Source organism: Roseateles flavus (assembly GCF_039872765.1).
Taxonomy (GTDB): Bacteria; Pseudomonadota; Gammaproteobacteria; order Burkholderiales; family Burkholderiaceae_C; genus Roseateles_B; species Roseateles_B flavus.
This window is the reverse complement of the sequence record NZ_JBDPZC010000001.1, coordinates 1,089,346-1,111,529: the sequence shown is the minus strand read 5'-3', so window position 1 is coordinate 1,111,529 and position 22,184 is coordinate 1,089,346. Positions and strand designations below refer to the sequence as shown.

The following is a 22,184-nucleotide window of genomic DNA, read 5'->3' as shown; positions in this document are numbered from 1 at the left end:
TTGCGGACTTCCTTGACTTGCGCGCAACAGGCAGGCACGGGCGCCGCACGCCGCAGCGGGGCGTGACGGCAGGAGCATGCCGGGATGGCCGGGGCTGGCGCCGGGCCGAGTGGGCCCCGCGCAGCATCAGTCCTGGCTCAGCACTTGATGCCGACGTGCAGCGCCACCACGCCCGCGCTGAGGTTGTGCACGTCCACGTGGCCGAAGCCGGCCTGCTTCATCAGGGCCTTGAGCTCGGCCTGACCGGGATGCATGCGGATGGACTCGGCCAGGTAGCGGTAGCTCTCGGCGTCCCCGGCGATCATCTGGCCGAGCCGCGGCAGGATCTTGAAGCTGTACCAGTCATAAGGCTTCTGCAGGGGCGCGGCGACCTTGGAGAACTCCAGCACCAGCAGGCGTCCGCCCGGCTTGAGCACGCGGCACATCTCGGCCAGGGCCAGGTCCTTGTGGGTCATGTTGCGCAGGCCGAAGGCTACGCTGACCAGATCGAAGCTGGCGTCCTTGTAGGGCAGCTTCTCGGCGTCGCAGAGATTGGTGGGCAGGACCAGGCCTTCGTTGAGCAGGCGGTCGCGGCCGGTGCGCAGCATGGCCTCGTTGATGTCCGTGTGCACCACCATGCCGGTGCTGCCCACGTGCCGGGCGAAGGCGCGGGAGAGATCGCCCGTGCCACCGGCGATGTCCAGCACGCGGTCGCCTTCCTTGAGGTTGGCCACGGCCACGGTGTAGGCCTTCCAGGCGCGGTGCAGGCCCATGGACATCAGGTCGTTCATGATGTCGTAGCGGGACGCCACCGAGTCGAAGACGCCGCGCACGCGGCCGGCCTTCTCCTGCTCGTCGACGGTCTGGAAGCCGAAGTGGGTGCTGCTCATGAGGGGTCTCGGTCGGTTCGGGTGTCGGGGTGGGCTGCGGGCTCGACGGCGCGCTCAGTGGCTGGCGCAGTGGCCGCCGCCCTTGGGCGCCATCGGCGCGTCACGGTCCAGGCCGGCCGCGGCCAGCCGGGCCAGGTGCTCGGCCCACAGCGCCTCCTGGCGCAGGCCCAGCTCGTAGAGGTAGTCCCAGGTGTAGAGCCCGCTGTCATGCCCGTCGGAGAAGCGCGGCTGCACGGCGTAGTGGCCCACGGGGCTCAGGGCCTCGATCAGAACCTCCCGCTTGCCCGTCTGCAGCACCTCCTGACCCGGGCCATGGCCCTTGACCTCGGCCGAGGGGCTCAGCACCCGCAGCAGTTCGAAGGGGATGGAGAAGCGCGCGCCATCATCAAAGGCAATCTCGAGCCGCCGGGACTGCTGGTGCACGGTGATGTCGGTAGGCAAGGGGCTTGCTGCGCTGAGGCCAGCCATGGGGAGGGATGGGGAAACCTGGGGGGCTCCAGTGTAGCCGGGTGGGCTGCCGGGCCCGGCGAAGGCCCGCCGGGCTGCAGGGTGCTTGCGGGGACGGCTCCGGGATCCGGCATTCATGAGGGCGCCACCAGGGCAGCGGGGCTGGGCAGCGGCCAGCGCCCACTCGAAACGGACCCCACAAAAAAAGGGCCCCGCGCGAGCGGGGCCTAAGAGGAGGGATCCGCAGGCCTGCGCCGATAGGCGCTGACTTGCAGGCGAAGCATCGCCCGATGGGGGGATTGCGGCAAGCTGTAAGACCTTGCAGACCGTTATCTCTGACAGGGCCCGCACGGGTCCGGATGCGGGCGCTCCGCAGGGGATCCAGGCAAGCCCTGACCCCAGAAAATTCCCTGTTCATGGGGCTTTGCGCCCACCACACCACTCACGGCGCTATGCAACAGGCACTCTGGACGCATATGCACTTCGTGACAACTTCGAGCCGAGGCGCCGCTCGGGGGCGGCCGCCCGCTCAGCCGCCGCAGCCGCCTCAGCGCCCTACAAGGCCTGCAGGCGCTGGCTCATGCGTTGATCCAGCGCCTGCAGGGACAGCGGCAGGCGCCGCTCGGCCGGTTCGGGAAGCTCGCGCAAGGACGCGCCCCACACTGGATTGGGGAAGTGGCTGTCCCAGTCGAAGCGCGCGATCACGTGCCAATGCAGGTGCGGCACCACATTGCCCAGGCTGGCCACATTGACCTTGGTCGGCCGCAGGGCCTCGCGCAGCACCTGCTCCACGGCGCAGACCGCCTCCATGCAGGCCTGGCGCTGGCCGGCGCCGAGGTCGCTGAACTCGGCCACATGGTCCTGCCAGATGAGGCGGTAGAAGGCGGGGAAATTCGCATCCTCCGCGCGAATCAGGCGCCAGGACGCGGCCTGGAACACCAGGATCCCGCCAGCCTCGCGGCACAGGGGGCAGTCGGGCGATGGGGCGTTGGCACTCATGGCGGGGTCCTTGCCGCGGGTCGGCATCTGAGATGCCGGCCAGTATCCCCCAGGGCCAGGTCGCCCTGCGGGGGTCAGGACTTGCCCTTTGAGGCGGGCCGTCAGCCCGGCGCCGGCCAGCTGCGCCAGAATCCACGCCAGGTGCAGCGGCAAGCTCGCGCCTGCCCTCAGCACCCAGCCCTCAGGAGATGCCATGCCCACGCGCCCACAGCCGACCTTTGCCCCCGCCCCCACCCGCCGCATCGCCCTGGGCATGATGGCCGCGCTGGCAGCGTGGAGCCTGGCCGCGCCCGCCGCCCGGGCCGACAGCTGGCCGGCCAAGCCCATCCGCTGGGTGGTGGCCTATCCGGCCGGCGGTGGTTCGGACTTCCTCGCCCGCCAGCTCGCACCTCAGCTGGGCAAGCAGCTGGGCCAGACCCTGGTCATCGACAACCGGCCCGGCGCCGCCGGCCAGATCGGCACCGACAACGCCGCCAAGTCCGCTCCTGACGGCTACACGCTGCTCAGTGGCGACAACGGCGTGATGGTCTTCAACAGCGCGCTGTTCCGCAAGCTGCCCTACGCCGTGAGCGACTTCGTGCCGGTAGGCTTCATGGCCCGCTTCCCGCTGGTGCTGAGCGTGAACGCGCAGTCGGGCATCAGCAGCGCTGCGCAGTGGCTGGACCTGGTGAAGAAGAACCCCGGCAAGTTCAGCTATGCCTCACCGGGCATCGGCAGCCCCCACCACCTGGCGATGGAGCTGATCAAGGAGCGCAGCGGCAGCTTCATCGTGCACGTGCCCTACCGCGGCACCGCCTTCGCCACGCAAGACATGCTGGCCGGTGTCGTGCCCATGGGCGTGCTGGACACCGCGGCCGCCCTGCCCCACTTCCGCAGCGGCAAGCTCAAGCCCCTGGCCGTGCTGTCCGCCAGGCGCGTGGCGGCCCTGCCCGACGTGCCCACCTTCGCCGAGTTGGGCATCAAGGACGTCGAACTCTCCGCCTGGCAAGGCCTCTTCGTGCCCAAGGGCACACCGGAGCCCATCATCCAGCGCCTGGGCAGCGAGCTCCAGAAGGCCCTGGCCGTGCCCGAGGTGAAGGCCCGCCTCGAGGACTTCGGTCTCGAAGTCGCCCCCAGCGACGGCGCCGCTCTCGCCCGCCACATCCAGCGCGAGACCGAGTTCTGGCACGCCCTCATCAAGTCCCGTCACATCACTGCTGAATAGATCCCCCTGCCGACGCCAGCGCTCCAGGGGGGAGTGCCTGGTGCCTGGTGCCTGGTGCCTGGTGCCTGGTGCGCCAGGAGCGACTGGTCATCAGCGATGCGACGGCTGGCGCGGCCCGGCCTCAGCCTCGCCCGCAGCCGGGCTTCATGTGGGGCGGCCGGCCCTGCAGGCCGGCTCCCCTGCGGTGCTCGCGGCCCGGAGCGGGCGCGTAACTCGCTCCATTCGCTGCGCTCATTGCGCTCGGACAAACGCGCCCAGTCAGATGACGATGCGCGCTGGCGCGCGCTGCTCCGGTCCGCTGCGCGCCTCGGCACCCCACAAGGCGCCCAGCTGCGGGCGAGGCTGAGGCCAGGCGAGGCACTGAGTACGGCGTCGCCAAGACAACGCTCGCGCCCCATAACGAAGAGACCCGCTGCGCAGCAGCCGCGCACTTACGCACCCCACCAAAGACGCAAGCTGCTCCCGGCAAAAAAGAAAAGACCCGCTGCGCAGCAGCCGGGCCTTTTCGCCCCGCATGGAGGGCGCTGATCCGGCTCCGCCGGGCAGCCGCCCTCGCCCCCTGGGGGGCGCGCGAAGCGCGTAGGGGGGCAGCTACCCCGCGCCACCCCACAAGGCGCCCAGCTGCGGGCGAGGCTGAGGCCAGGCGAGGCACTGAGTACGGCGTCGATCAACAAAGCTCGTGCTGAAAAGGAGAAGGCCCGCTGCGCAGCAGCCGGGCCCCCCATACAGCACCCAACACTCAAGGGGCTCACCCCAAAGGAAGAAAAGACCCGCTGCGCAGCAGCCGGGCCTTTTCGCCCCGCACGGAGGGCGCTGATCCGGCTCCGCCGGGCAGCCGCCCTCGCCCCCTGGGGGGCGCGCGAAGCGCGTAGGGGGGGGATCAGACCAGCACTCTTTCGATGCCGCCGGCGTTGGCCTGCGCGACATAGTCCGGCATCCACTGCTCGCCCAGGATCTGGCGGGCCATCTCGACGACGATGTAGTCGGCCTCCAGCAAGCCGTTCTGCAGGTCGTTGCCGTAGCGGCTCAGGCCTTGCAGGCAGCTGGGGCAGCTGGTGAGGATCTTGAGGTCTTCCTGGGTGCCGACCTTGCCGGCATCGCGCAGCTGGGTCTCGACCTTGCGCAGCTCCTCCTCCTTGCGGAAGCGGATCTGGGTGGAGATGTCCGGCCGGGTCACGCCCAGGGTGCCGGACTCGCCGCAGCAGCGCTCGCTCTTGACCACCTCGGGGCCGACCAGGGCCTGCACCGTCTTCATCGGGTCCTGCTGCTTCATGGGCGAGTGGCAGGGGTCGTGGTAGAGGTAGGCCTTCTTGGAATCGAGGGTGATGCCGCGCTCCAGCAGGTACTCGTGGATGTCCACGATGCGGCAGCCAGGGAAGATGTCCTCGAACTTGTAGCCCTGCAGCTGGTCGAAGCAGGTGCCGCAGGACACGACCACGGTCTTGATGTCCAGGTAGTTCAGCGTGTTGGCGACGCGATGGAAGAGCACCCGGTTGTCGGTGATCATCTTGTCGGCCTTGTCGAACTGACCCGAGCCGCGCTGCGGATAGCCGCAGCACAGATAGCCCGGCGGCAGCACGGTCTGCACGCCCGCATGCCACAGCATCGCCTGCGTGGCCAGGCCCACCTGGCTGAACAGGCGCTCGGAGCCGCAGCCGGGGAAGTAGAAGACCGCCTCCGAGTCGACCGTGGTCTTGGCCGGGTCCCGGATGATGGGCACGTAGGCCTTGTCCTCGATGTCCAGCAGGGCGCGGGCCGTCTTCTTGGGCAGGCCGCCAGGCAGCTTCTTGTTGATGAAGTGGATCACCTGCTCCTTGACGGGTGCGGTGCCCACCGTGGCGCGCGGCGCCTCGGTCTGCTTGCGGGCCAGTCCCTTGAGCAGGTCATGCGCGAAGCGCTGCGCCTTGAATCCCACGCCCACCATGGCCGTGCGGGCCATCTTGATGGTCTCGGGGTTGGTGGCGTTGAGCATGAACATGGCCGCGGCATTGCCGGGGCGGAAGCTCTTCTGGCCCATCTTGCGCAGCAGGTTGCGCATGTTCATGGTGACGTCGCCGAAGTCGATCTTCACCGGGCAGGGCGTCGCGCACTTGTGGCACACCGTGCAGTGGTCCGCGACGTCCTCGAACTCCTCCCAGTGCTTGATGGAAACGCCGCGGCGGGTCTGCTCCTCGTACAGGAAGGCCTCGACCAGCAGCGAGGTGGCGAGGATCTTGTTGCGCGGGCTGTAGAGCAGGTTGGCTCGCGGCACGTGGGTGGCGCACACGGGCTTGCACTTGCCGCAGCGCAGGCAGTCCTTGACGCTCTCGCTGATGGCGCCGATGTCGCTCTGCTGCATGATCAGCGACTCATGCCCCATCAGCCCGAAGCTGGGCGTGTAGGCATTGGTCAGGTCCGCGAAGGTGCCATGCGTGCTGGCATTGGGGCGCAGCAGCTTGCCCTTGTTGAAGCGGCCTTCGGGGTCGACATCGGCCTTGTACTGGGCGAAGTCGGCCAGCTCCTCATCGGTGAGGAACTCCAGCTTGGTGATGCCGATGCCGTGCTCGCCCGAGATCACGCCGTCCAGCGAGCGCGCCAGCTTCATGATGCGGCCCACCGCCTCGTGCGCGGTCTGCAGCATCTCGTAGTTGTCGGAGTTCACCGGGATGTTGGTGTGCACATTGCCGTCGCCGGCATGCATGTGCAGGGCCACCCAGACGCGGCCCTTGAGCACTTCCTGGTGGATGCGCTTGCACTCGGTCAGGATGTCGGCGAAGGCCGCGCCGGCGAACACGGACTGCAGAGGCTTGAAGATCTGCGTCTTCCAGGAGGCGCGCAGGCTCTTGTCCTGGAGCTGGTCGAAGAAGCTGCGGCCGCTGTCCGGCTGGACCACGTCCAGGCCGTCCTTCCAGCCCTGCCACAGCGCACCCACCTCGTCGAGCAGCGCGAGGGCCTGCTGCACGCGGTCTTCCAGCAGCTCGGCGCTGGGGATCTCGCTGGCGTCGTCGGTCTTGCCCAGGGGCAGGCGCTCCTGGCGGAAGAAGACCTTCAGCCGCTCCACCAGCGCCAGCTTGTTGCGCAAGGAGAGCTCGATATTGATGCGCTCGATGCCCAGGGTGTACTCGCCCATGCGGGGCAGCGGGATCACCACGTCCTCGTTCACCTTGAAGGCGTTGGTGTGCTTGGAGATGGCGGCGGTGCGCTTGCGGTCCAGCCAGAACTTCTTGCGCGCATCGGCCGAGACGGCGATAAAGCCCTCGCCCGAACGGCCGTTGGCCAGGCGCACGACCTCGCTGGTGGCGCGGGCCACGCGGTCCTCGTCGTCGCCGACGATGTCGCCGATCAGCACCATCTTCGGGAGGCCGCCACGCTTGCTCTTGGTCGAGTAGCCCACGGCCTTGAGGTAGCGGTCATCCAGGTGCTCGAGGCCCGCGAGGATGGCCCCGCCTTCATGCTTGGCCTCCGCGAACATGAAGTCCTTGATGTCCACGATGGAGGGCACGCACTCCTTGGGATTGCCGAAGAACTCCAGGCAGACCGTGCGCACATGCTTGGGCATGCGGTGCACGACCCAGCGGCAGCTGGTGATCAGACCGTCGCAGCCTTCCTTCTGAATGCCGGGCAGGCCGGCCAGGAACTTGTCGGTGACGTCCTTGCCCAGGCCCTCCTTGCGGAAGGTCCGGCCGGGGATGTCCAGGCGCTCGGTGCGCTCGAGCTTCTTGCCCGAGGCGTCGTAGTAGCGCAGCTCGAAGCTGGCAATCTCGACGTCATGGATCTTGCCCAGGTTGTGGTTCAGGCGGATCACCTCCAGCCATTTGGCCTCGGGCGTCACCATCTTCCAGCTGGCGAGATTGTCCAGCGCGGTGCCCCACAGCACGGCCTTCTTGCCGCCCGCGTTCATCGCGATGTTGCCGCCCACGCAGGAGGCCTCGGCGCTGGTCGGGTCCACGGCGAAGACGAAGCCATGCTGCTCGGCGAGGTCGGACACGCGCTGCGTCACCACGCCCGCCTCGCTGAACACGGTGGCCACGGGCCTGTCCAGGCCCGGCAGCTGGACCATCTCGACGCCGCGCAGGGCCTCGAGCTTCTCGGTGTTGATGACCGCGCTCTTCCACACCAGCGGCACGGCGCCGCCGGTGTAGCCGGTGCCGCCCCCACGCGGGATGATGGTCAGGCCCAGCTCGATGCAGGCCTTGACCAGGCGCGCCATCTCGGCCTCGCTGTCCGGGGTCAGCACGACGAAGGGGTACTCGACGCGCCAGTCGGTGGCGTCCGTCACGTGGGCCACGCGGGAGAGGCCGTCGAACTTGATGTTGTCCTTGGCCGTGTGCTTGCCCAGGACCTTGGTGGCGCGGCGGCGCAGCTCGGCCACCTCCTCGAACTGCTCCGCGAACTGGCGCACGGCCTGACCGGCGAGCTGCAGCAGCTCGCCCACGGAGGCATCGCGCTGCGGGTCGGCCTCGGGCTTGCGACGGCGCTCGACCTCATGCAGGCGGTGGTGCAGGGCCTCGATCAGCTGGCCGCGGCGGCGCGGGTTGTCCAGCAGGTCGTCCTGCAGATAGGGATTGCGCTGCACCACCCAGACGTCACCCAGCACCTCATAGAGCATGCGGGCGGAGCGGCCCGTCTGGCGCTCCTCGCGCAGCGAGTTCAGCAGGTCCCAGGCGCGGGCGCCCAGGATGCGGATCACGATCTCGCGGTCGGAGAAGGAGGTGTAGTTGTAGGGAATCTCGCGCAGGCGGGGAGCCTCGTGCGCGACGACAGGGTCCAGGATCTCGGGCATCAGGGGATGCGGTGCATTCATGGCGTCCGGGCCCTCCCGGGGGCCCTGGGTTGTCCGCGGCGGCTGCGAGGCCGCCCCGGGCGTGGCTGGAACGTGGGTGTCAGGTCTTGCCCGGCCCGGAGGCCCACATGGACAGGCGCCTGCGCCCTTTTCCCGACCCACCCCGCCGAGGCCCCGGGCGGATCGCGCCCGATGGCCCGGCGCCGGCACAGAGGCAGCCGCTCCGCATGGGAGCCGCGCGCCCTGACTTGGCATCGGGCCTGAATCCTACCGCAGTGCACCATGCGCACAGTCGCCGCCGAAGGCATCGCCCCTGGAGGCACGGGGCTGTTCAGCCCGGGCGCTGAGCCTGCAGAATGGGACAGCACTTCACCGCAGCGCCGCCATGAACCCAGCCTCCACCCCCTGGCCCCTGCCCTTCTGGATCGCCCACCGCGGTGCCGGACGCCTGGCGCCGGAGAACACCCTGGCCGCCTTCCGGGCCGGCGCCGGTTTCGGCTACCAGGCCTTCGAGTGCGACCTCAAGCTTTCGCGGGACGGCGTGCCCTTCTTGCTGCATGACGATGACTTGGACCGCACCAGCAGCGGCCACGGGCCCGCCGGGGCGCTGGATTGGAGTCAGCTCTCCAGACTGGACGCCGGCGGCTGGCACAGCCTGCACCACGCGGGCGAGCCCATCGCCTCGCTGGAGGCCATCGCGGCCTTCCTGATCGCCAACCAGCTCGCGATCAACATCGAGCTCAAGCCCAACCCAGGCCAGGCCCGCCAGACCGGCGAGGTGCTGGGCCGCGAGGTGACACGGCTGTGGAAGGGCCAGCGCCTGCGGCCGGTCTTCAGCTCCTTTCAGCCCGAGGCCCTGGAGGGCCTGCGCAGCAGTGCCCCGGACGAGCGCCGCGCCCTGCTGCTGGACCAGCACCGCGACAGCTGGCTCACCGAAGCGCAGGCCCTGGGCTGCTGCGCCGTCATCACCAACTACCGGCTGATGGACCGGGCGCGGATCGAGACCCTCCATGCGGCCGGCATGCGGGCCCTGGTCTATACGGTCAATGACGAGGCGACGGCCCAGCGCCTGCGCGCCGACGGCCTGGACGGACTGATCACCGACGCCGTGGACCGCCTCGACCCGGCCCGCTGAGGCCAAGGCCTCAGGGCCAACGCGTGTAGACGCACTGGTCCGCCGGCTCGCCGTCCACGCCCAGCATGGCGTGGCGCAGCACCGCCTCGAGCGTGAAGCCGTTGCGCTCGGCCACGGCCCGGCTGCGGGCATTGCGGGCGTCGCAGCGGATCTCCAGGCGCCGCGCCCGCAGCTGCTCGAAGGCCAGGCGGCCCAGCAGCTGGACCATCTCGCTGACATAGCCCTGCCCCTGGGCCGTGCTGCGCACCCAGTAGCCGATTTCGAAGCGGCGCAGGTCCCAGTCCATGCGGTGCAGACCGCAGCCGCCCAGCAGGCGGCCGGGGCGGCCGTCCTCGCCCCGGCGGAAGAAGTAGTAGCAGAGGTCTTCGCGGAGGATGAAGCGGGCCTGCATCTGGCGCATCACCGCCTCCATGCCCTCCACCGTGGGGGGCTCCTGGCACCAGGGCATCCAGGGCTTGAGCTGCTCGAAGGACTCCACCACCGCGGCGCACACGGCCTGGCCCAGGCCCGCGCGGGCGGACAGCAGCACCAGGCGTTCGCTGCTCAACTCCTCGGGCACCTTGAGCAGGACCCGCGGCGGCACGGTGGGAGCGGGCGTGGCGTTCATCGCTGCGTCACTCATTTGGCCGCCGCCCCCTGCGCGCCCACCTCGGGCAGCAGGCCCGGCTGGGCCTCCGCACCGAGGGTGGACTCAGTCCCCAGGTCCTGCAGCACCGGCAGCACCGCCACGTTGCGGATCGTGCCCAGGCGCCACACCAGCGCGCTCAGCAGCAGACCGCCGATGCCGGCGAACAGCAGCGAGGCGCGCAGGTCCACGTGCTCGCCCAGCCAGCCGCCCAGCAGGGCCCCGGGGCCGGCGGGGATGAGGATCAGCCAGCGCATGGTGCTGGTCATGCGACCCAGCAGGGGCGCGGGCGTGACCGCCTGGCGCAGCGACAGGAAGTTGATGAAGATGAGCACCGCCCCGACACCAAAGGCGAAGAGCATGGCCGCGAAGGCCGCCACGCCCAGGGCGCCGACCGGCGCCAGGCCCAGCGTCAGCCAGCCCAGGCCGCAGACCGCGAAGCCGCCGATCAGGCTGGGGCCGGGTCCCAGGCGCTTGCTGATGCGGTGACCCAGCACGCTGGTGATCACCGTGCCCGCGCCCAGGGCGACGTAGCACAGGCCCACCGTCTCGCCGGACAGGCCCAGCGTGCGCGTGGCGAAGAGGATCTGCACCACCAGCGCGGCGTTGTAGAAGAACTGCCACCCGCCCACGGCGCAGGCCAGGGCCACCAGCAGCTGCTGGTGGCGGACAAAGCGCACGCCGGCTTTGAGGTCGCGCCAGAAGTCGGCGCCCGAGACGTGGTGCAGCTCCTCGCGCACACGGATGCCGCGCAGGATCAGCGCGGAGACCATCACCAGGCAGGCGTCCGCCGCCAGGGCCAAGGGCGCGCCCAGCAGCTTGATCAGCGCCCCGGCGATGCCCGGGCCCACCACCTCGGCGCCGGACGAGGCCAGCGCGTTCTTGGCGTGCGCTTCCACCAGGCGGTCACGGGTGACGACCTGGGTCAGCACGATCTGCGCAGCGCTGCCGGCAATCGTGTAGATGGTCCCGAGGATGAAACCGACCACATAGAGCCAGCTCATCGTGAGCCAGCCCATCCAGGCGGCCACGGGCACGGTGCCCACGGCCAGGCCCAGCACGGCCTCGCCGACGATGTAGACCGGCAGCTTGCGCACGCGGTCCAGCCACACACCGCCCGGCAGCGAGAACAGCACGAAGGGCACGATCTCCATGGAGGTCAGCAGCCCCATCTGCGTGGGCGTGGCATTGAGCAGCACGGCGGCCGTCAGGGGCAGCGCGAGCAGGGTGATCTGCCCGCCGAGGGAGCTGATCAGGATGGAGGTCCAGAGCCGGCGGTACACCCGGTCGCGCAGCAGATCGCCCTCGGGGAGGGTCAGGGCTTGCTTGATCCGGTCCAGCCAGCCAGTGGCTTGGGCTTGCATGAAAGTCTCCGATGGCCGGCGCTCGTGGCGCGGGCGTCTGCCCGCGGATGGGCGGGCCTGCAGGATAGGAAAAATGGCTGCGCGGGGGCCGAGTCAGACCGGCACGCAACCTCGCCCCGGCACGCACGGACGCGCCGAGGCCGCACGGCGAGTGCGTCGTCGGGTGCGGTCGAGCAGCTTGGTCATGGGGCGTCCTGCTGGAGAGGTGGGGAGTCCGTGGATGCTAGCAGCGGCCCTCGGGGCACCACAAGCACAGGCGGCCGAGCTTCGCACAATGTCCCCTGTTCCTGCAGTGCCGATGGTCAGGGGCCCGCAGCTCAGAAGCCCACGGCCGCGCCGTCGCGCCGCGGATCGCTGGCGGCCGCGTAGCCCTCGACCGCCGGGTCGCCCAGGCGCCAGATGAACTGGCCGGCGCCGAAGTCCTGGTAGCTGTCGTGGATGTCGCCGATCTCGTGGCCCCGCTGCGCCAGCGCGGCGATGGTGGCTGGCGCCATGTGCGGCTCCACGTTGAGGGAGCGGCCGGCATTGAAGCGCCAGCGCGGCGCGTCGCAGGCGGCCTGCGGCTGCTGGCCGTGGTCCAGCATGCGGACCAGGGTCTGCAGATGGCCCTGGGGCTGCATGTTGCCGCCCATCACGCCGAAGCTCATCTGCGCCTGGCCTTCGCGGGTCAGGAAGGCCGGGATGATGGTGTGGAAGGGCCTCTTGCCCGGCGCCACCTGGTTGGGGTGGCCGTCCGCCAGCGTGAAGCAATGCCCGCGGTTCTGCAGCGAGACACCGTAGCCCGGCAGCACCAGGCCAGAGCCGAAGCCCATGAAGTTGCTCTGGATGAAGCTGACCATCATGCCGCGCTCGTCCGCCGCGGTGAGGTAGATGGTGCCGCCCCGGACCGGGTTGCCGGGCTTGAAGTCCTGCGCCCGCTGCGGGTCGATCAGCGCGGCGCGGCCGGCGAGGTAGCGCGGGTCCAGCAGGGCCTCGACGCTGCGGTCCATGGCGGCGGGCTCGGCCACGTAGCGGTAGACATCGGCAAAGGCCAGCTTCATGGCCTCGATCTGCAGGTGCAGGCCGGCGGCCTCGTCAGCCCCGTGGTCGCGGTAGCCGGTGTGTTGCAGGATGCCCAGCGCGATGAGGGCCGCGATGCCCTGGCCGTTGGGCGGGATCTCGTGCAGCTCGTGGCCGGCATGGCGCTGCTGGATGGGGTCGACCCACTGCGGACTGAACGAGGCCATGTCGGCCTCGGTCAGGTCCCCGCCGGTCTCGCGTGAGAAGGCGGCCAGCGCGGCGGCGATCTCGCCACGGTAGAAGGCCTCGCCCCTGGTCTTCGCAATCAGGCGCAGGCTGCGGGCAGCACCGGGAAAGCGGAAGAGCTCGCCCACCGCGGGCGCCCGGCCGCGCGGCAGGAAGGCCTCAGCGTAGCCGGGCTGGCTCGTCAACTCCTCCAGCGCGGCAGCCAGGGCCCACTTGCCCTGCACGATGACGGGCACTGCGTAGCCGCGCTCGGCGATCTCGATGGCCGGCGCCATCAGGTCCTCGAAGGGCAGGCGGCCGAAGCGTTCGCTCAGCGCCATCCAGGCGCCCACGGCACCCGGCACGGTCACGCCGCCCCAGCCGCGCCTGGGCATGACGTCGCCCGTGCAGCCGTACTTGCGGCGGATGTGGTCGGGCGTCCAGGCCTGGGGCGCGGGGCCGGAGGCATTGAGCCCATGCAGGCGCTGCCCGTCCCAGAGGATGCAGAAGGCATCCGAGCCCAGGCCGTTGCTGCAGGGCTCCACCAGCGTCATCACCGCGGCGCAGGCCACGGCCGCATCCACCGCATTGCCGCCCGCCGCCAGCATGCGCAGGCCCGCCTGTGCGGCCAGCGGGTGGGAGGTCGACACCACATTGCGCGCGAACACGGGGTTGCGCGTGCTGGCGTAGGGGTTGTGCCAATCAAAGGAATGCGTCATGCCGGTCTCCTGTGCTGGCGGCGATTCTGGCATCCGGTGACACCAGCCGGAAAAGGCAAGACCTGACCCCTGGTCCGCCCGGCGGCAGGCGCTGCAGCAGATTCGCAACAGAGTTGTAACGCTTTGAAATTGCGCGAGGGACCGTCAACTGCCGCGTTCCAGGCCTCGTTGTGGAGGCACAAGTTCACCAACCCTGGAGCCCCCAGATGAAAGCACTGAAGACTGCACTGATCCCCACGATGCTGGCCCTGATCGCCGCCGTCGCGACGGCCCAGCAAGCACCAGGGACGAGCGCAGCACCGGCTGCCACCGTGAGCGCCGCGAAGGCCGCCACCAGCTCTGCTAGCACCGAAAGTGCGCAGCCCACTCAACAGGCAGGCGTGGCTTCTGAGAAGGCCAGCACCGCGACGGCGAGCACCCCCGCCGCGACTGCTGCGACCCCGGCTGCCACCCCGCAGGCCACGACCCCGCCGGCGCCCGCCCCCAAGGCCAGCCCGGCACCGGCGGCCAGCACCCAGACCCAGCCGGCGCAGACCCAGCCCAAGAGCTGAGCCCTCCGCCCTGACACCCTCACTCCGAACCCCGACTCTCCTTCACTCACGACAAGGACCTGACCATGAACGCCAAGACCACCCTGATCGCTTCCCTGCTGGCCCTGAGCGGTGCCGCCTTTGCACAGACCCCGGCCACTACCGCGGCTCCGGCCACGCCTGCGCCCAAGCCTGCGGCCACCAGCCCCGCCACCGCGCCGGCCACGGCAGCCCCGATGACCAAGCCTGTGGCCGCCGCGGCCAGCGCCGCGACGCCGGCCGCCCCGGCTGCCGAGAAGGCCGCGGAGGCCAAGCCCATGCACAAGGACGGCCATAAGGATGGGCACAAGGCGGCCCACAAGGAAGGGCACAAGGACGGTGACAAGATGAGCCACAAGGACGGCGCCAAGGTAGCCGCCCCGGCTGCTGAAGCCAAGCCCGCCCCCGCCGCCACGCCGGCCCCGACCGCAGCGCCCGCTGCCGCCGCCAAGACTGACAACAAGACCGAGGCTGCCAAGAAGTAAGCCTCATCCCTGAACCCTGCGGAATGTCCTGGCGGCTCGCGCCGCCTTCGGCCGGCACCTCGTGCCGGCTTTTTTCTTGTCCGGCGGCGCTGCATCTCGCGCCGTCTGGCGGGCATTTCGCGGCATGCCGCGACGACCCGTCGCGGCGGTCTCGCGCCGGCGCGCCCGGATCCCTACGCTGCGTCCCATGTTCCAACCCCGACATGAGGACACCATGCCCCGCTCGCTTCTCCGCCTCGCCCGCCGCCTGCCCCTGACCTTCGCGCTGAGTGTCTCGCTGAGCGCCTCGCTGGCAGCCCAAGCCCTGCCCGAGCCCGCCACGCAGACGGCCATCGGCCATTTCATGGCCGCCACCCAGGGCAGTTCGGACGCCACGCAAGCCAGCCTGGAGCAGTTCCAGGCCCTGCTCAAGGCCGAGCCCGGACATCCCCTGCTGATGAGCTATGCGGGCGCTGCCACCACGCTCAAGGCCCGTGACGCCTGGGCGCCCTGGAAGAAGATGAGCTATGCCGAGGACGGCCTGGCCCAGATCGACAAGGCCCTCACCCTGCTGGACCCGGCCCATGACCAGGCGCTCTACCAGGGCACGGCGGTGAGCCTGCAGACGCGCTTCGTCGCGGCCAACACCTTCCTGGGTCTGCCCGACATGTTCAATCGCGGCCCCCGCGGCCGTCAGCTGCTGGACGAGATCCAGGCCAGCCCGCTGTTCGGCAAGGCGCCCGCCGGCTTCCAGGGCGCCGTCCTGATGCGTGCGGCCCGCCAGGCCTCGCAGGCCAAGCAGGGCGAGCGGGCGCGGTCCCTCTACCAGCAGATCATCGAGCGCCAGCTGCCCCAGGCCACCGAGGCGCAGGCCGCCCTGAAGGACGCCAAGTGAGCGCCGCCGGCACCGTCATGGCCCTGCGCGGCGTGCGCAAGACCTACCGGCTGGGCGCGCACGTGGTGCCGGCCCTGCAGGGCGTGGACCTGGACGTGCGCGCCGGCGAGCTCCTGGCCCTCACCGGCCCCTCGGGCAGCGGCAAGAGCACCATCCTCAACCTCTGCGGCCTGATCGACAGTCCCGATGAGGGTCAGGTCTTGCTGCACGGCCAGGCGGTCGACGCACGCCAGGTCCTGGCCTCCACCCTGCTGCGCCGCGACACCATCGGCTTCGTGTTCCAGAGCTTCAATCTGGTGCCGGTGATGACGGTGGCCGAGAACGTCGACTATCCCCTGTTCCTCGCCGGCGTGCCGGCCGCCCAGCGGCGTGAGCGGGTGGCCGAGGCCCTGGCCCAGGTGGGCCTGAGCGAGCATGCGGCGCACCGGCCGGATGCGCTGTCCGGCGGTCAGCGCCAGCGCGTGGCCATGGCCCGCGCCCTGGTCAAGCGGCCCAGCCTGGTGATCGCCGACGAGCCCACGGCCAGCCTGGACTCGCACACCGCCGAGCAGGTGCTGGGCCTCATGCGCAGCCTGGCGCATGAGGCAGGCGCGGCCTTCCTGATCGCCACCCACGACGAACGGCTGACGCGGCGCTGCGACCGCGTGATCAGCCTGCTGGACGGCCGCATCGTCCCTGCGACCGCCGCCACTCCTGCCGCCCTGGCTCACGAGGAGGTCGCCGCATGAAAGCGCTGATGAAATGGATGCACTTCGCCTGGCTCAACGCCCTGCGCAACAAGCGGCGCTCGGCCGTGACCCTGGCCATCGCCGCCCTGGGCACGGCGGGCCTGCTGCTGGCCGGCGGCTTCGCCCTCTTCACCTATGAGAGCCTGGCCCAGTCCTCCGCCCGCAGCACCGGCCACCTGGTGCTGGGCACGCCCGCCCAGTTCAGCCAGGACGAGGACGTGCCCCTGCAGCACGGCCTGGACGACTGGCAGGCGCTGCGCACCCAGGTGCTGCTGGAGCCCGAGGTGCGGCAGGTGCTGCCGCGGGTCGAGTTCACCGGGCTGATCTCCAATGGCGAGAAGTCCACCGTGATGGTGGCCAACGGCATCGATGCCGACGCCGAGTTCGCCGTCAAAGGCCCCTTCCTGCAGGTGAAGTCCGGCGAGGTCATCATGAGCCGCGAGCGCCTGGTGGTGATGCTGGGCGAGGGCCTGGCCAAGAGCCTCAAGGCCGAGCCCGGCAGCAGCCTGACCCTGCTGGCCAGCACCACGGCCGGCGCGCTCAATGCCGTGGACGTGACGGTGCGCGGCGTGGTGTCCACCGGCATCGCCGAGATGGACAAGCGCCTGGTCTACGTGGACCTGCCCAGCGCCCAGGCCCTGCTGGCCACCGATCGCGTCTCCACCCTGGGCGTCTTCCTCAAGGATATGCCCAGCACCGTCCCGCTGCAGCAGCGCCTGCAGGCCGCGCACGGCTCGCTGAAGGTCAAGACCTGGCTCGACCTCGCCACCTTCTACCAGGCGGTGCGCAACCTCTACAACCGCATCTTCGGCGCCCTGGGCCTGATCATTGCGCTGATCGTGCTGTTCGTCGTGGCCAATGCCATGGCCATGGCCATCGTCGAGCGCACCCGGGAGATCGGCACCTTGCGCGCGCTGGGTACCACGCCGCGCCAGCTGCTGACGGCGCTCTCGCTGGAGGGCCTCGTGCTGGGCGGTGGCGGCGCGCTGCTGGGAGCCCTGCTGGCCTTGGGGATCAGCGTGCTGCTGCTGGTGGTGCCGGTGAACATGCCGCCGCCGCCGGGCTCCAGCAAGGGCTATCCGCTGAACATTGCCATCGACGGCTCCCTCTACGCCTGGACCCTGCTGGCCATGCTGGTGCTGACCGGCCTCAGCGCCGCCTTCGTCGCCCGCCGCACAGTGCACCAGCCGGTGGTCGAGGCCCTGGCCCATGTCTGAACAACGCAAAGGAAGGCTCATGAAACCTCAGGCTCTGTTCACCCCCCTGCTGGGCGCGCTGCTGCTCTCGCCCGCGGCCCATGCGCTGGACGCCGCCGCCGTGCTGAAGACCGCCGACGCCTTCCGCAGCGGCGGCGCGAAGCAGCAGCAGGTCGACACCGAGGTCCGCGTGCTCAATGCCGACGGCAGCCTCGACAAGGAACGCCGCTACACCGTGCTGACCCAGACCGAGCACCGCTCCCTGGTCCTGATGCAGAGCCCCGCCGAGAAGGGCCAGAAGGTGCTGATGCTGGGCGACGACTTCTGGCTGCTGATGCCCTCCAGCCAGCGCCCCCTGCGCATCACGCCCCTGCAGAAGTTGCTGGGCGACGCCTCCACCGGTGACGTGGCCACGCTGTCCTGGAGCGAGGACTACAGCGGCGAGCTGCAGGGCGAGGAACGCTGTGGCGAGCAGCCCTGTCTCAAGCTGGGCCTGCAGGCTACGCGCAAGGGCGTGAGCTATCAGCGCATCGTGCTGTGGGTGGGCAAGGCCCGGCACGAGCCGCTGCGGGCCGAGCTCTATGTGCAGTCCGACAAGCTCGCCAAGACTGCCGAGTTCCGCTACGAGAAGAACGGCCAGCTGATCAGCGAGATGCTGCTGCAGGACGCGCTCTCGCAGCGCAAGCAGACCCAGGTCCGCTACCTCGCCCGCAAGAACCGGGAGGCGCCCGAGGCCTGGTTCAACCCCATGTTCCTGGCGCGCAGCCCCAACCTCGAATGACGCGCATGCCCCGCCCCCTGTGCCTTTCGATGCTGGCCCTGGCCTCGCTCGCCGCACAGGCCCAGCCGCTGGACGAGAGCAGCCTGCAGCTGCGCAGCCAGGGCCAGGCCATGCAGCGCAGCGCACTGGGCCCGCTGGCCCAGGCCGAGGCGCTGCAGGCTGGCCTCAACACGTCAGCCCGGCAGAGCCTGCTGATGGAGGCCGAATGGAAAGCACGCAGCGGCCCCGTCAACGCCTCGCTCTATGCCCAGCACCTGCGGCGCGACCACACGGCCGCCAGCAGCCGTGCGGCGGTCAACGAGCTGTACGCCTCGGGCGACTGGGGCGGTGCGTCGGGCCTGCAGTACAGCCTGGGACGCAAGCTGGTCAGCTGGGACGTGGGCTATGCCTTCCGCCCCAATGACATGGTTGCGCAGGAGGAGCGCCGCACCCTGGTCGGCAGCTACAGCCGCGGCCGGCCCCTGCTGCAGGTGGAGCACTTCAGCGCGGAGACCGCGTGGAGCCTGGTGTGGGTCAACCCGGGCCGCCAGGACGGCGAAGGGGGGGACGAAGAGGCCCTGGCGCTGCGGCTCTACCAGCGCGCCGGCGCCTGGGACTGGCACGGCTTCGCGCGCCTGGGCCGCGAGCAGCACGCCAGCGTGGGCGCCGCCTTTTCCGTCGTCGCCAGCGATGCCCTGGAGCTGCACGGCTCAGCCCGCGTGAACGCCCGCAGCCGGGTCTGGCGGGCCGATCCGCAGGCCGCGCTGCCCAGCCCCACCCTGCCCTGGCGACGCGAGGTGCAGTCCGGCAGCAGCCAGCTGCTGCTGGGTGGCACCTGGACCACGGAGGCGCAGCTGAGCCTGCTGCTGGAGTACTGGTGGGACTCGCAAGCGCTGTCCCGCGCCGACTGGGCCGCCTGGCGCGAGCGCAGCGCCCAGCTGACCCAGCAGGCGCTCACCGCGCCGGCGCCGCTGCGCGCGGCCCTGGCTGGCAACCTGGCCTGGCAGGCCCAGGGCTTTGGCAACAGCAGCCTGCAGCAGCACAACGTCTTCGCCCGGCTCAGCTGGACGCAGGGGGCCTGGAGCTGGGCGGGCGACATGCTGTGGTCGCCCCAGGACGGCGGCCGCATCGTCACCGGCTCGGTGGCCTGGCAGGGGGATCGCTGGAACCTGCAGGCCGGCTTGCGTCAATGGTCGGGACCGGCAGACAGCGTCATCGCCCAGCTGCCCACCCGCCGCCTGGCCTATGCCTCGGCGACCTGGGCGTTCTGAGCATCTGCGGGCGGCTTGTCGATGAAAAAAGCCGGACCTGGGGTCCGGCTTTTCCTGGCGTGAGGCGCTGGGGCGAGGCTCAGGCGGCCACGCGGGCCAACTGGATCATACGGCGGGTCTGGGCCAGCGGTTCCATCAGCTGCACCGGCACGGGGGCGTGCTGGGCCACGGCTTCGTCAAAAACCTCGCGGGCGCAGTCATGGCAGGCGCCACAGGCGGAAGCCACCCGGGTCTCGTCCTGCAGCACCTCGAAATTGCGGGTGCCATCGGCCACGGCACGGCGGATGTCGCGGTCGGAAACTCGGTGGCAGAGGCAGACGATCATGGTGGCTTGGCAAGGCAGTGGCGAAGCGTTGGCCAGATCGTAACGCAAACGCGAACGTTTCTCAATTACAAACCACCGCCGCGCCTGGGGCCTTTTCCCGGCCCCGCCTGCCCCGCCAGCCTCAGCCCATCTGGGACTGCAGCCAGTTCTGCTCGCCCAGCTGGGCGACCAGCTCGATCTGCGTCTCCAGGTGATCGATATGGCCTTCGGTGTCGGCCAGGATCTCCTCCAGCACCTGGCGGGAGACGTAGTCCCGCACGCTCTCGCAGTAGGCGATGGCTTCCTTCAGCAGGGGGTGGGAGCCGGTCTCGATCTTCAGGTCGCAGTGCAACACCTCGACCGCGTTCTCGCCGATGTAGAGCTTGCCGAGGTCCTGCAGATTGGGCAGGCCTTCCAGCGTCAGGATGCGGTCCATCAGCTTGTCGGCGTGCTTCATTTCCTCGATGGACTCCTCGTACTCATGCTTGGCCAGGCGCTCCAGGCCCCAGTTCTTGAGCATGCGGTAATGCAGGAAGTACTGGTTGATGGCCGTCAGCTCGTTCTTCAGCTGGGCATTGAGGTACTCGATGACCTTGGCATCACCTTTCATGGCGGGCTCCTGTGCAGTGTTCTGGTGCGATTGTTCTGGGGCAGCCAGCCCGGCGGGCCAGCGCGAAGGCCGATTGTGGCCCCAGCGCAGGGCCTGTGCATGCCAGCGCCTGCAAACCTTGACAGCTTGCAATTGCGAATAATTCGCATTTATTATTCAGCCATGGACAAGCCAGCCCCCACCCTCTCCACGGAGCCCCTCCGGGTGTCTCCCCCCCTGACAGTCGACCGCGCCGCCGGCCCGGCCCCGCGCCGCCTGCAGAGCCGGGACCTGCTGGGCCAGGACCGCGAGCTCGAGATCGAGCATGCCGGCCAGCTCTACCGCCTGCGCCTCACGCAGCTGGGCAAGCTGATCCTCACCAAGTAAGCCCCCGGCCGGGAACACCCCGCCCCCCATCCGCCAGCCGACGCCAGCCTCCGCCCACCCTCGCGCCCGTCCGGCCCCTGTCCGGCCCAGGCGCCCTGACTGGAGCCGCGCATGCCGACGCCTGGATGCCTGCCCGCCCTGCACCGGTCCTTGCACCGGCCCCCTTTCCGCCTGGATGCCATCGGGGAGGACCACCATGTGTGACCCCGCCTTCGCCCCGCTGGGCGCGACGACGCCCGCCGCCCGGCTGACCCGGAACCACGAGCCTCACGACAGCGCGGACACGCCGGCCTCGCTGTCAGCCGCCGCGCCACCGCAGCTGGCCGTGCCCAACCACCTGCTGGGATCGCGGCGGCGCCGGCTCTGGGAGCTGCCCTCCCAGGCCCTGTGCCCCGTGATCGGTGCCTGCCTGCCCCTGGCGGTGCTGCGCAAGCGCATCGGCAAGGCCCTGGGCGGCGAGGCCCTGGTGCAGGACTACGAGCTGCACTGCGGTGCCATCCACGAATGCCGGCAGCGCGGCCGCATTGCCGAGCTGCTCCACCGCGAGCTGGACCATCGCTATGCCCTCGCCGTGCGTCAGGCCAGCCGCCTCAAGACCACGCTGCAGCTGCGCGACTGGTGGCGCGAGGCAGCCGCCGGTGCGGAGGTCGCAGGGGGCCTGTGGGCGACCCTGAGCCATCCGCGCTGCGACGGCCTGCTGCAGGACGAGGTGCTGCAGGACATCCACATGCTCCAGCACCAGGTGGGCAGCTCGCACCGGGCGGACCTGCAGCGCATCCAGGCCCTGGCCCATGAGAACGGCGTGCTCGCGTCCGAACTCGGCCGGGCCCAGCAGCGCAGCACCCAGCTGATCGCCGAACGCGACCGCCGCATCGAGGAACTGCTGGCCCAGCAGATGCGCCATCGGGCCGAGCTGGTGCTGCGCGACAGCCGCCTGGCCGCCCTGCAGACCGAGCTGGACACCCTGCACGCCACCCAGCCTGCCCTGCGCCAGGCCCTGGTCCGCGAGCGCCAGCTGCTGGAGGGCCAGACCCGCATCCATCAGCTGGAGCAGGCCCTGCAGCGCCTGCGCCGCGAGCTGCGCCAGGCCCAGCAGGAGGCCGCCCGCCCTGCCGATCCCCCGCCCGCCGAGCCGGCCCAGGCGCTGCCGGAGACGACCCTGCCCGCCGCGCCCGTGCCGCTGGAGGACCGGTCCGTGCTGTGCGTGGGCGGCCGCGCGGCCACCGTGCCGGTCTACCGCCGCCTCATCGAGGCCCGCGGCGCCCGCTTCCTGCACCATGACGGCGGTGAAGAGCACGCCGTCACCCAGCTGGACGCCACCCTGGCCGCGGCGGACCTGGTGATCTGCCAGACCGGCTGCATCAGCCATGACGCCTACTGGCGCGTCAAGGAACACTGCAAGCGCCATGGCAAGCGCTGCGTCTTCGTGGACCAGCCCAGCCGCAGCGGCCTGGTGCGGGCCCTGAGCCAGCTGGCGGGCCCGGCCGGGCCCGAGGGCGGCGCCACCTCGTCCTCGTTCACCGCCCTCCCGCCCGGAGCAGCCCGGAGCAGCGCTGAGCGGCCCTGAGCGGCCCTGAGCAGCCAAATGCAGCCAAAGGGCAGCCGGCGGGGCCAGCCGCCGCCGGCCTTGATCCGACGGCTGGTGCGCCGGGAACAGCCGCTGCATGATGTGG

The 22,184-nt window shown here is 70.3% G+C and carries 20 protein-coding genes; 11 read left to right on the top strand and 9 right to left on the bottom strand.

Going from position 1 to position 22,184, the window contains the following annotated elements:
• Nucleotides 1-137 precede the first annotated feature (137 nt).
• The 3 genes from ubiE to ABDJ40_RS04965 all read right to left on the bottom strand — a co-directional run bounded on the left by ubiE (nt 138) and on the right by ABDJ40_RS04965 (nt 2,315).
• On the bottom strand, nt 138-869 hold the full coding sequence (gene ubiE / locus ABDJ40_RS04975; protein WP_269631552.1) for a bifunctional demethylmenaquinone methyltransferase/2-methoxy-6-polyprenyl-1,4-benzoquinol methylase UbiE: 732 nt from the start codon (nt 867-869) through the stop codon (nt 138-140).
• 54 nt (nt 870-923) lie between these two features.
• Nucleotides 924-1,337 (bottom strand): gamma-butyrobetaine hydroxylase family protein, encoded by a 414-nt coding sequence (locus tag ABDJ40_RS04970; protein WP_269631553.1) that lies wholly within the window; start codon nt 1,335-1,337, stop codon nt 924-926.
• A 534-nt stretch (nt 1,338-1,871) separates the two neighbouring features.
• A complete protein-coding gene (locus ABDJ40_RS04965) occupies nt 1,872-2,315 on the bottom strand; it encodes an HIT family protein (protein ID WP_347606822.1) in 444 nt (147 codons plus the stop codon).
• 193 nt (nt 2,316-2,508) lie between these two features.
• Between ABDJ40_RS04965 and ABDJ40_RS04960 the strand changes: the two genes are divergently transcribed.
• On the top strand, nt 2,509-3,519 hold the full coding sequence (locus ABDJ40_RS04960) for a Bug family tripartite tricarboxylate transporter substrate binding protein (RefSeq protein WP_347606820.1): 1,011 nt from the start codon (nt 2,509-2,511) through the stop codon (nt 3,517-3,519).
• Between the two features lie 880 nt (nt 3,520-4,399).
• On the opposite strand, the gene ABDJ40_RS04955 is transcribed toward ABDJ40_RS04960, so the two are convergent.
• The gene (locus ABDJ40_RS04955) at nt 4,400-8,302 is read right to left on the bottom strand and encodes a DUF3683 domain-containing protein (protein WP_430765594.1); all 3,903 of its coding nucleotides are present in this window, start codon (nt 8,300-8,302) and stop codon (nt 4,400-4,402) included.
• 364 nt (nt 8,303-8,666) lie between these two features.
• Here ABDJ40_RS04955 and ugpQ point away from each other — a divergent pair, with 364 nt between their 5' ends.
• Nucleotides 8,667-9,416, top strand: a complete 750-nt coding sequence (ugpQ, locus tag ABDJ40_RS04950; RefSeq protein ID WP_347606818.1) for a glycerophosphodiester phosphodiesterase — start codon at nt 8,667-8,669, stop codon at nt 9,414-9,416.
• A gap of 10 nt (nt 9,417-9,426) precedes the next feature.
• Here the strand turns inward: ugpQ and ABDJ40_RS04945 are convergent, their stop codons facing one another.
• The 3 genes from ABDJ40_RS04945 to ABDJ40_RS04935 all read right to left on the bottom strand — a co-directional run bounded on the left by ABDJ40_RS04945 (nt 9,427) and on the right by ABDJ40_RS04935 (nt 13,348).
• Nucleotides 9,427-10,038, bottom strand: a complete 612-nt coding sequence (locus ABDJ40_RS04945) for a GNAT family N-acetyltransferase (RefSeq protein WP_347606816.1) — start codon at nt 10,036-10,038, stop codon at nt 9,427-9,429.
• Complete coding sequence (locus tag ABDJ40_RS04940) at nt 10,035-11,405, bottom strand: MFS transporter (RefSeq protein ID WP_347606814.1); 1,371 nt, start codon at nt 11,403-11,405, stop codon at nt 10,035-10,037. Before ABDJ40_RS04940 ends, ABDJ40_RS04945 begins: the two co-directional genes overlap by 4 nt.
• A 317-nt stretch (nt 11,406-11,722) precedes the next feature.
• Nucleotides 11,723-13,348 carry a gamma-glutamyltransferase family protein gene (locus ABDJ40_RS04935; protein ID WP_347606812.1) on the bottom strand — a complete coding sequence of 542 codons (1,626 nt, stop codon included), beginning with the start codon at nt 13,346-13,348 and terminating at the stop codon, nt 11,723-11,725.
• Between the two features lie 206 nt (nt 13,349-13,554).
• Between ABDJ40_RS04935 and ABDJ40_RS04930 the strand changes: the two genes are divergently transcribed.
• The 7 genes from ABDJ40_RS04930 to ABDJ40_RS04900 all read left to right on the top strand — a co-directional run bounded on the left by ABDJ40_RS04930 (nt 13,555) and on the right by ABDJ40_RS04900 (nt 19,231).
• Nucleotides 13,555-13,899 (top strand): hypothetical protein, encoded by a 345-nt coding sequence (locus ABDJ40_RS04930; RefSeq protein ID WP_347606809.1) that lies wholly within the window; start codon nt 13,555-13,557, stop codon nt 13,897-13,899.
• A 65-nt stretch (nt 13,900-13,964) separates the two neighbouring features.
• Nucleotides 13,965-14,402: a hypothetical protein gene (locus ABDJ40_RS04925; RefSeq protein WP_347606806.1), complete on the top strand. Its 438-nt coding sequence runs from the start codon at nt 13,965-13,967 to the stop codon at nt 14,400-14,402.
• Between the two features lie 214 nt (nt 14,403-14,616).
• Complete coding sequence (locus ABDJ40_RS04920; protein WP_347606803.1) at nt 14,617-15,276, top strand: hypothetical protein; 660 nt, start codon at nt 14,617-14,619, stop codon at nt 15,274-15,276.
• The gene (locus ABDJ40_RS04915; protein WP_347606800.1) at nt 15,273-16,004 is read left to right on the top strand and encodes an ABC transporter ATP-binding protein; all 732 of its coding nucleotides are present in this window, start codon (nt 15,273-15,275) and stop codon (nt 16,002-16,004) included. Before ABDJ40_RS04920 ends, ABDJ40_RS04915 begins: the two co-directional genes overlap by 4 nt.
• Complete coding sequence (locus ABDJ40_RS04910; RefSeq protein ID WP_347606797.1) at nt 16,001-17,221, top strand: ABC transporter permease; 1,221 nt, start codon at nt 16,001-16,003, stop codon at nt 17,219-17,221. The genes ABDJ40_RS04915 and ABDJ40_RS04910 overlap by 4 nt, the downstream gene beginning before the upstream one ends.
• 19 nt (nt 17,222-17,240) lie before the next feature.
• Entirely contained in the window at nt 17,241-17,981 is a 741-nt protein-coding gene (locus ABDJ40_RS04905) for an outer membrane lipoprotein-sorting protein (protein WP_347606794.1), read from the top strand.
• 5 nt (nt 17,982-17,986) lie between these two features.
• Nucleotides 17,987-19,231 (top strand): hypothetical protein, encoded by a 1,245-nt coding sequence (locus ABDJ40_RS04900; protein ID WP_347606791.1) that lies wholly within the window; start codon nt 17,987-17,989, stop codon nt 19,229-19,231.
• Between the two features lie 79 nt (nt 19,232-19,310).
• Here ABDJ40_RS04900 and ABDJ40_RS04895 read toward each other — a convergent pair whose 3' ends face one another.
• On the bottom strand, nt 19,311-19,556 hold the full coding sequence (locus ABDJ40_RS04895) for a (2Fe-2S)-binding protein (protein ID WP_347606788.1): 246 nt from the start codon (nt 19,554-19,556) through the stop codon (nt 19,311-19,313).
• Nucleotides 19,557-19,677: 121 nt separating this feature from the next.
• On the bottom strand, nt 19,678-20,145 hold the full coding sequence (bfr, locus tag ABDJ40_RS04890) for a bacterioferritin (RefSeq protein WP_183103034.1): 468 nt from the start codon (nt 20,143-20,145) through the stop codon (nt 19,678-19,680).
• Nucleotides 20,146-20,349: 204 nt separating this feature from the next.
• On the opposite strand from bfr, the gene hemP reads away from it, so the two are divergent.
• Nucleotides 20,350-20,511: a hemin uptake protein HemP gene (hemP, locus tag ABDJ40_RS04885; RefSeq protein ID WP_430765593.1), complete on the top strand. Its 162-nt coding sequence runs from the start codon at nt 20,350-20,352 to the stop codon at nt 20,509-20,511.
• 196 nt (nt 20,512-20,707) lie between these two features.
• Nucleotides 20,708-22,078: a DUF2325 domain-containing protein gene (locus ABDJ40_RS04880; protein WP_347606781.1), complete on the top strand. Its 1,371-nt coding sequence runs from the start codon at nt 20,708-20,710 to the stop codon at nt 22,076-22,078.
• Nucleotides 22,079-22,184: the final 106 nt, after the last annotated feature.

What these genes read in the sequence shown, in the direction of transcription:
- ABDJ40_RS04940 (WP_347606814.1), bottom strand. Translation starts at nt 11,405, where the DNA reads ATGCAAGCCCAAGCCACTGGCTGGCTGGACCGGATCAAGCAAGCCCTG.
- ABDJ40_RS04895 (WP_347606788.1), bottom strand. Translation starts at nt 19,556, where the DNA reads ATGATCGTCTGCCTCTGCCACCGAGTTTCCGACCGCGACATCCGCCGT.
- ABDJ40_RS04935 (WP_347606812.1), bottom strand. Translation starts at nt 13,348, where the DNA reads ATGACGCATTCCTTTGATTGGCACAACCCCTACGCCAGCACGCGCAAC.
- ABDJ40_RS04920 (WP_347606803.1), top strand. Translation starts at nt 14,617, where the DNA reads ATGCCCCGCTCGCTTCTCCGCCTCGCCCGCCGCCTGCCCCTGACCTTC.
- ABDJ40_RS04910 (WP_347606797.1), top strand. Translation starts at nt 16,001, where the DNA reads ATGAAAGCGCTGATGAAATGGATGCACTTCGCCTGGCTCAACGCCCTG.
- ABDJ40_RS04905 (WP_347606794.1), top strand. Translation starts at nt 17,241, where the DNA reads ATGAAACCTCAGGCTCTGTTCACCCCCCTGCTGGGCGCGCTGCTGCTC.
- ABDJ40_RS04960 (WP_347606820.1), top strand. Translation starts at nt 2,509, where the DNA reads ATGCCCACGCGCCCACAGCCGACCTTTGCCCCCGCCCCCACCCGCCGC.
- ugpQ (WP_347606818.1), top strand. Translation starts at nt 8,667, where the DNA reads ATGAACCCAGCCTCCACCCCCTGGCCCCTGCCCTTCTGGATCGCCCAC.
- ABDJ40_RS04900 (WP_347606791.1), top strand. Translation starts at nt 17,987, where the DNA reads ATGCCCCGCCCCCTGTGCCTTTCGATGCTGGCCCTGGCCTCGCTCGCC.
- ABDJ40_RS04925 (WP_347606806.1), top strand. Translation starts at nt 13,965, where the DNA reads ATGAACGCCAAGACCACCCTGATCGCTTCCCTGCTGGCCCTGAGCGGT.
- ABDJ40_RS04880 (WP_347606781.1), top strand. Translation starts at nt 20,708, where the DNA reads ATGTGTGACCCCGCCTTCGCCCCGCTGGGCGCGACGACGCCCGCCGCC.
- ABDJ40_RS04965 (WP_347606822.1), bottom strand. Translation starts at nt 2,315, where the DNA reads ATGAGTGCCAACGCCCCATCGCCCGACTGCCCCCTGTGCCGCGAGGCT.
- ABDJ40_RS04930 (WP_347606809.1), top strand. Translation starts at nt 13,555, where the DNA reads ATGAAAGCACTGAAGACTGCACTGATCCCCACGATGCTGGCCCTGATC.
- ABDJ40_RS04970 (WP_269631553.1), bottom strand. Translation starts at nt 1,337, where the DNA reads ATGGCTGGCCTCAGCGCAGCAAGCCCCTTGCCTACCGACATCACCGTG.
- bfr (WP_183103034.1), bottom strand. Translation starts at nt 20,145, where the DNA reads ATGAAAGGTGATGCCAAGGTCATCGAGTACCTCAATGCCCAGCTGAAG.
- ubiE (WP_269631552.1), bottom strand. Translation starts at nt 869, where the DNA reads ATGAGCAGCACCCACTTCGGCTTCCAGACCGTCGACGAGCAGGAGAAG.
- ABDJ40_RS04945 (WP_347606816.1), bottom strand. Translation starts at nt 10,038, where the DNA reads ATGAGTGACGCAGCGATGAACGCCACGCCCGCTCCCACCGTGCCGCCG.
- ABDJ40_RS04955 (WP_430765594.1), bottom strand. Translation starts at nt 8,302, where the DNA reads ATGAATGCACCGCATCCCCTGATGCCCGAGATCCTGGACCCTGTCGTC.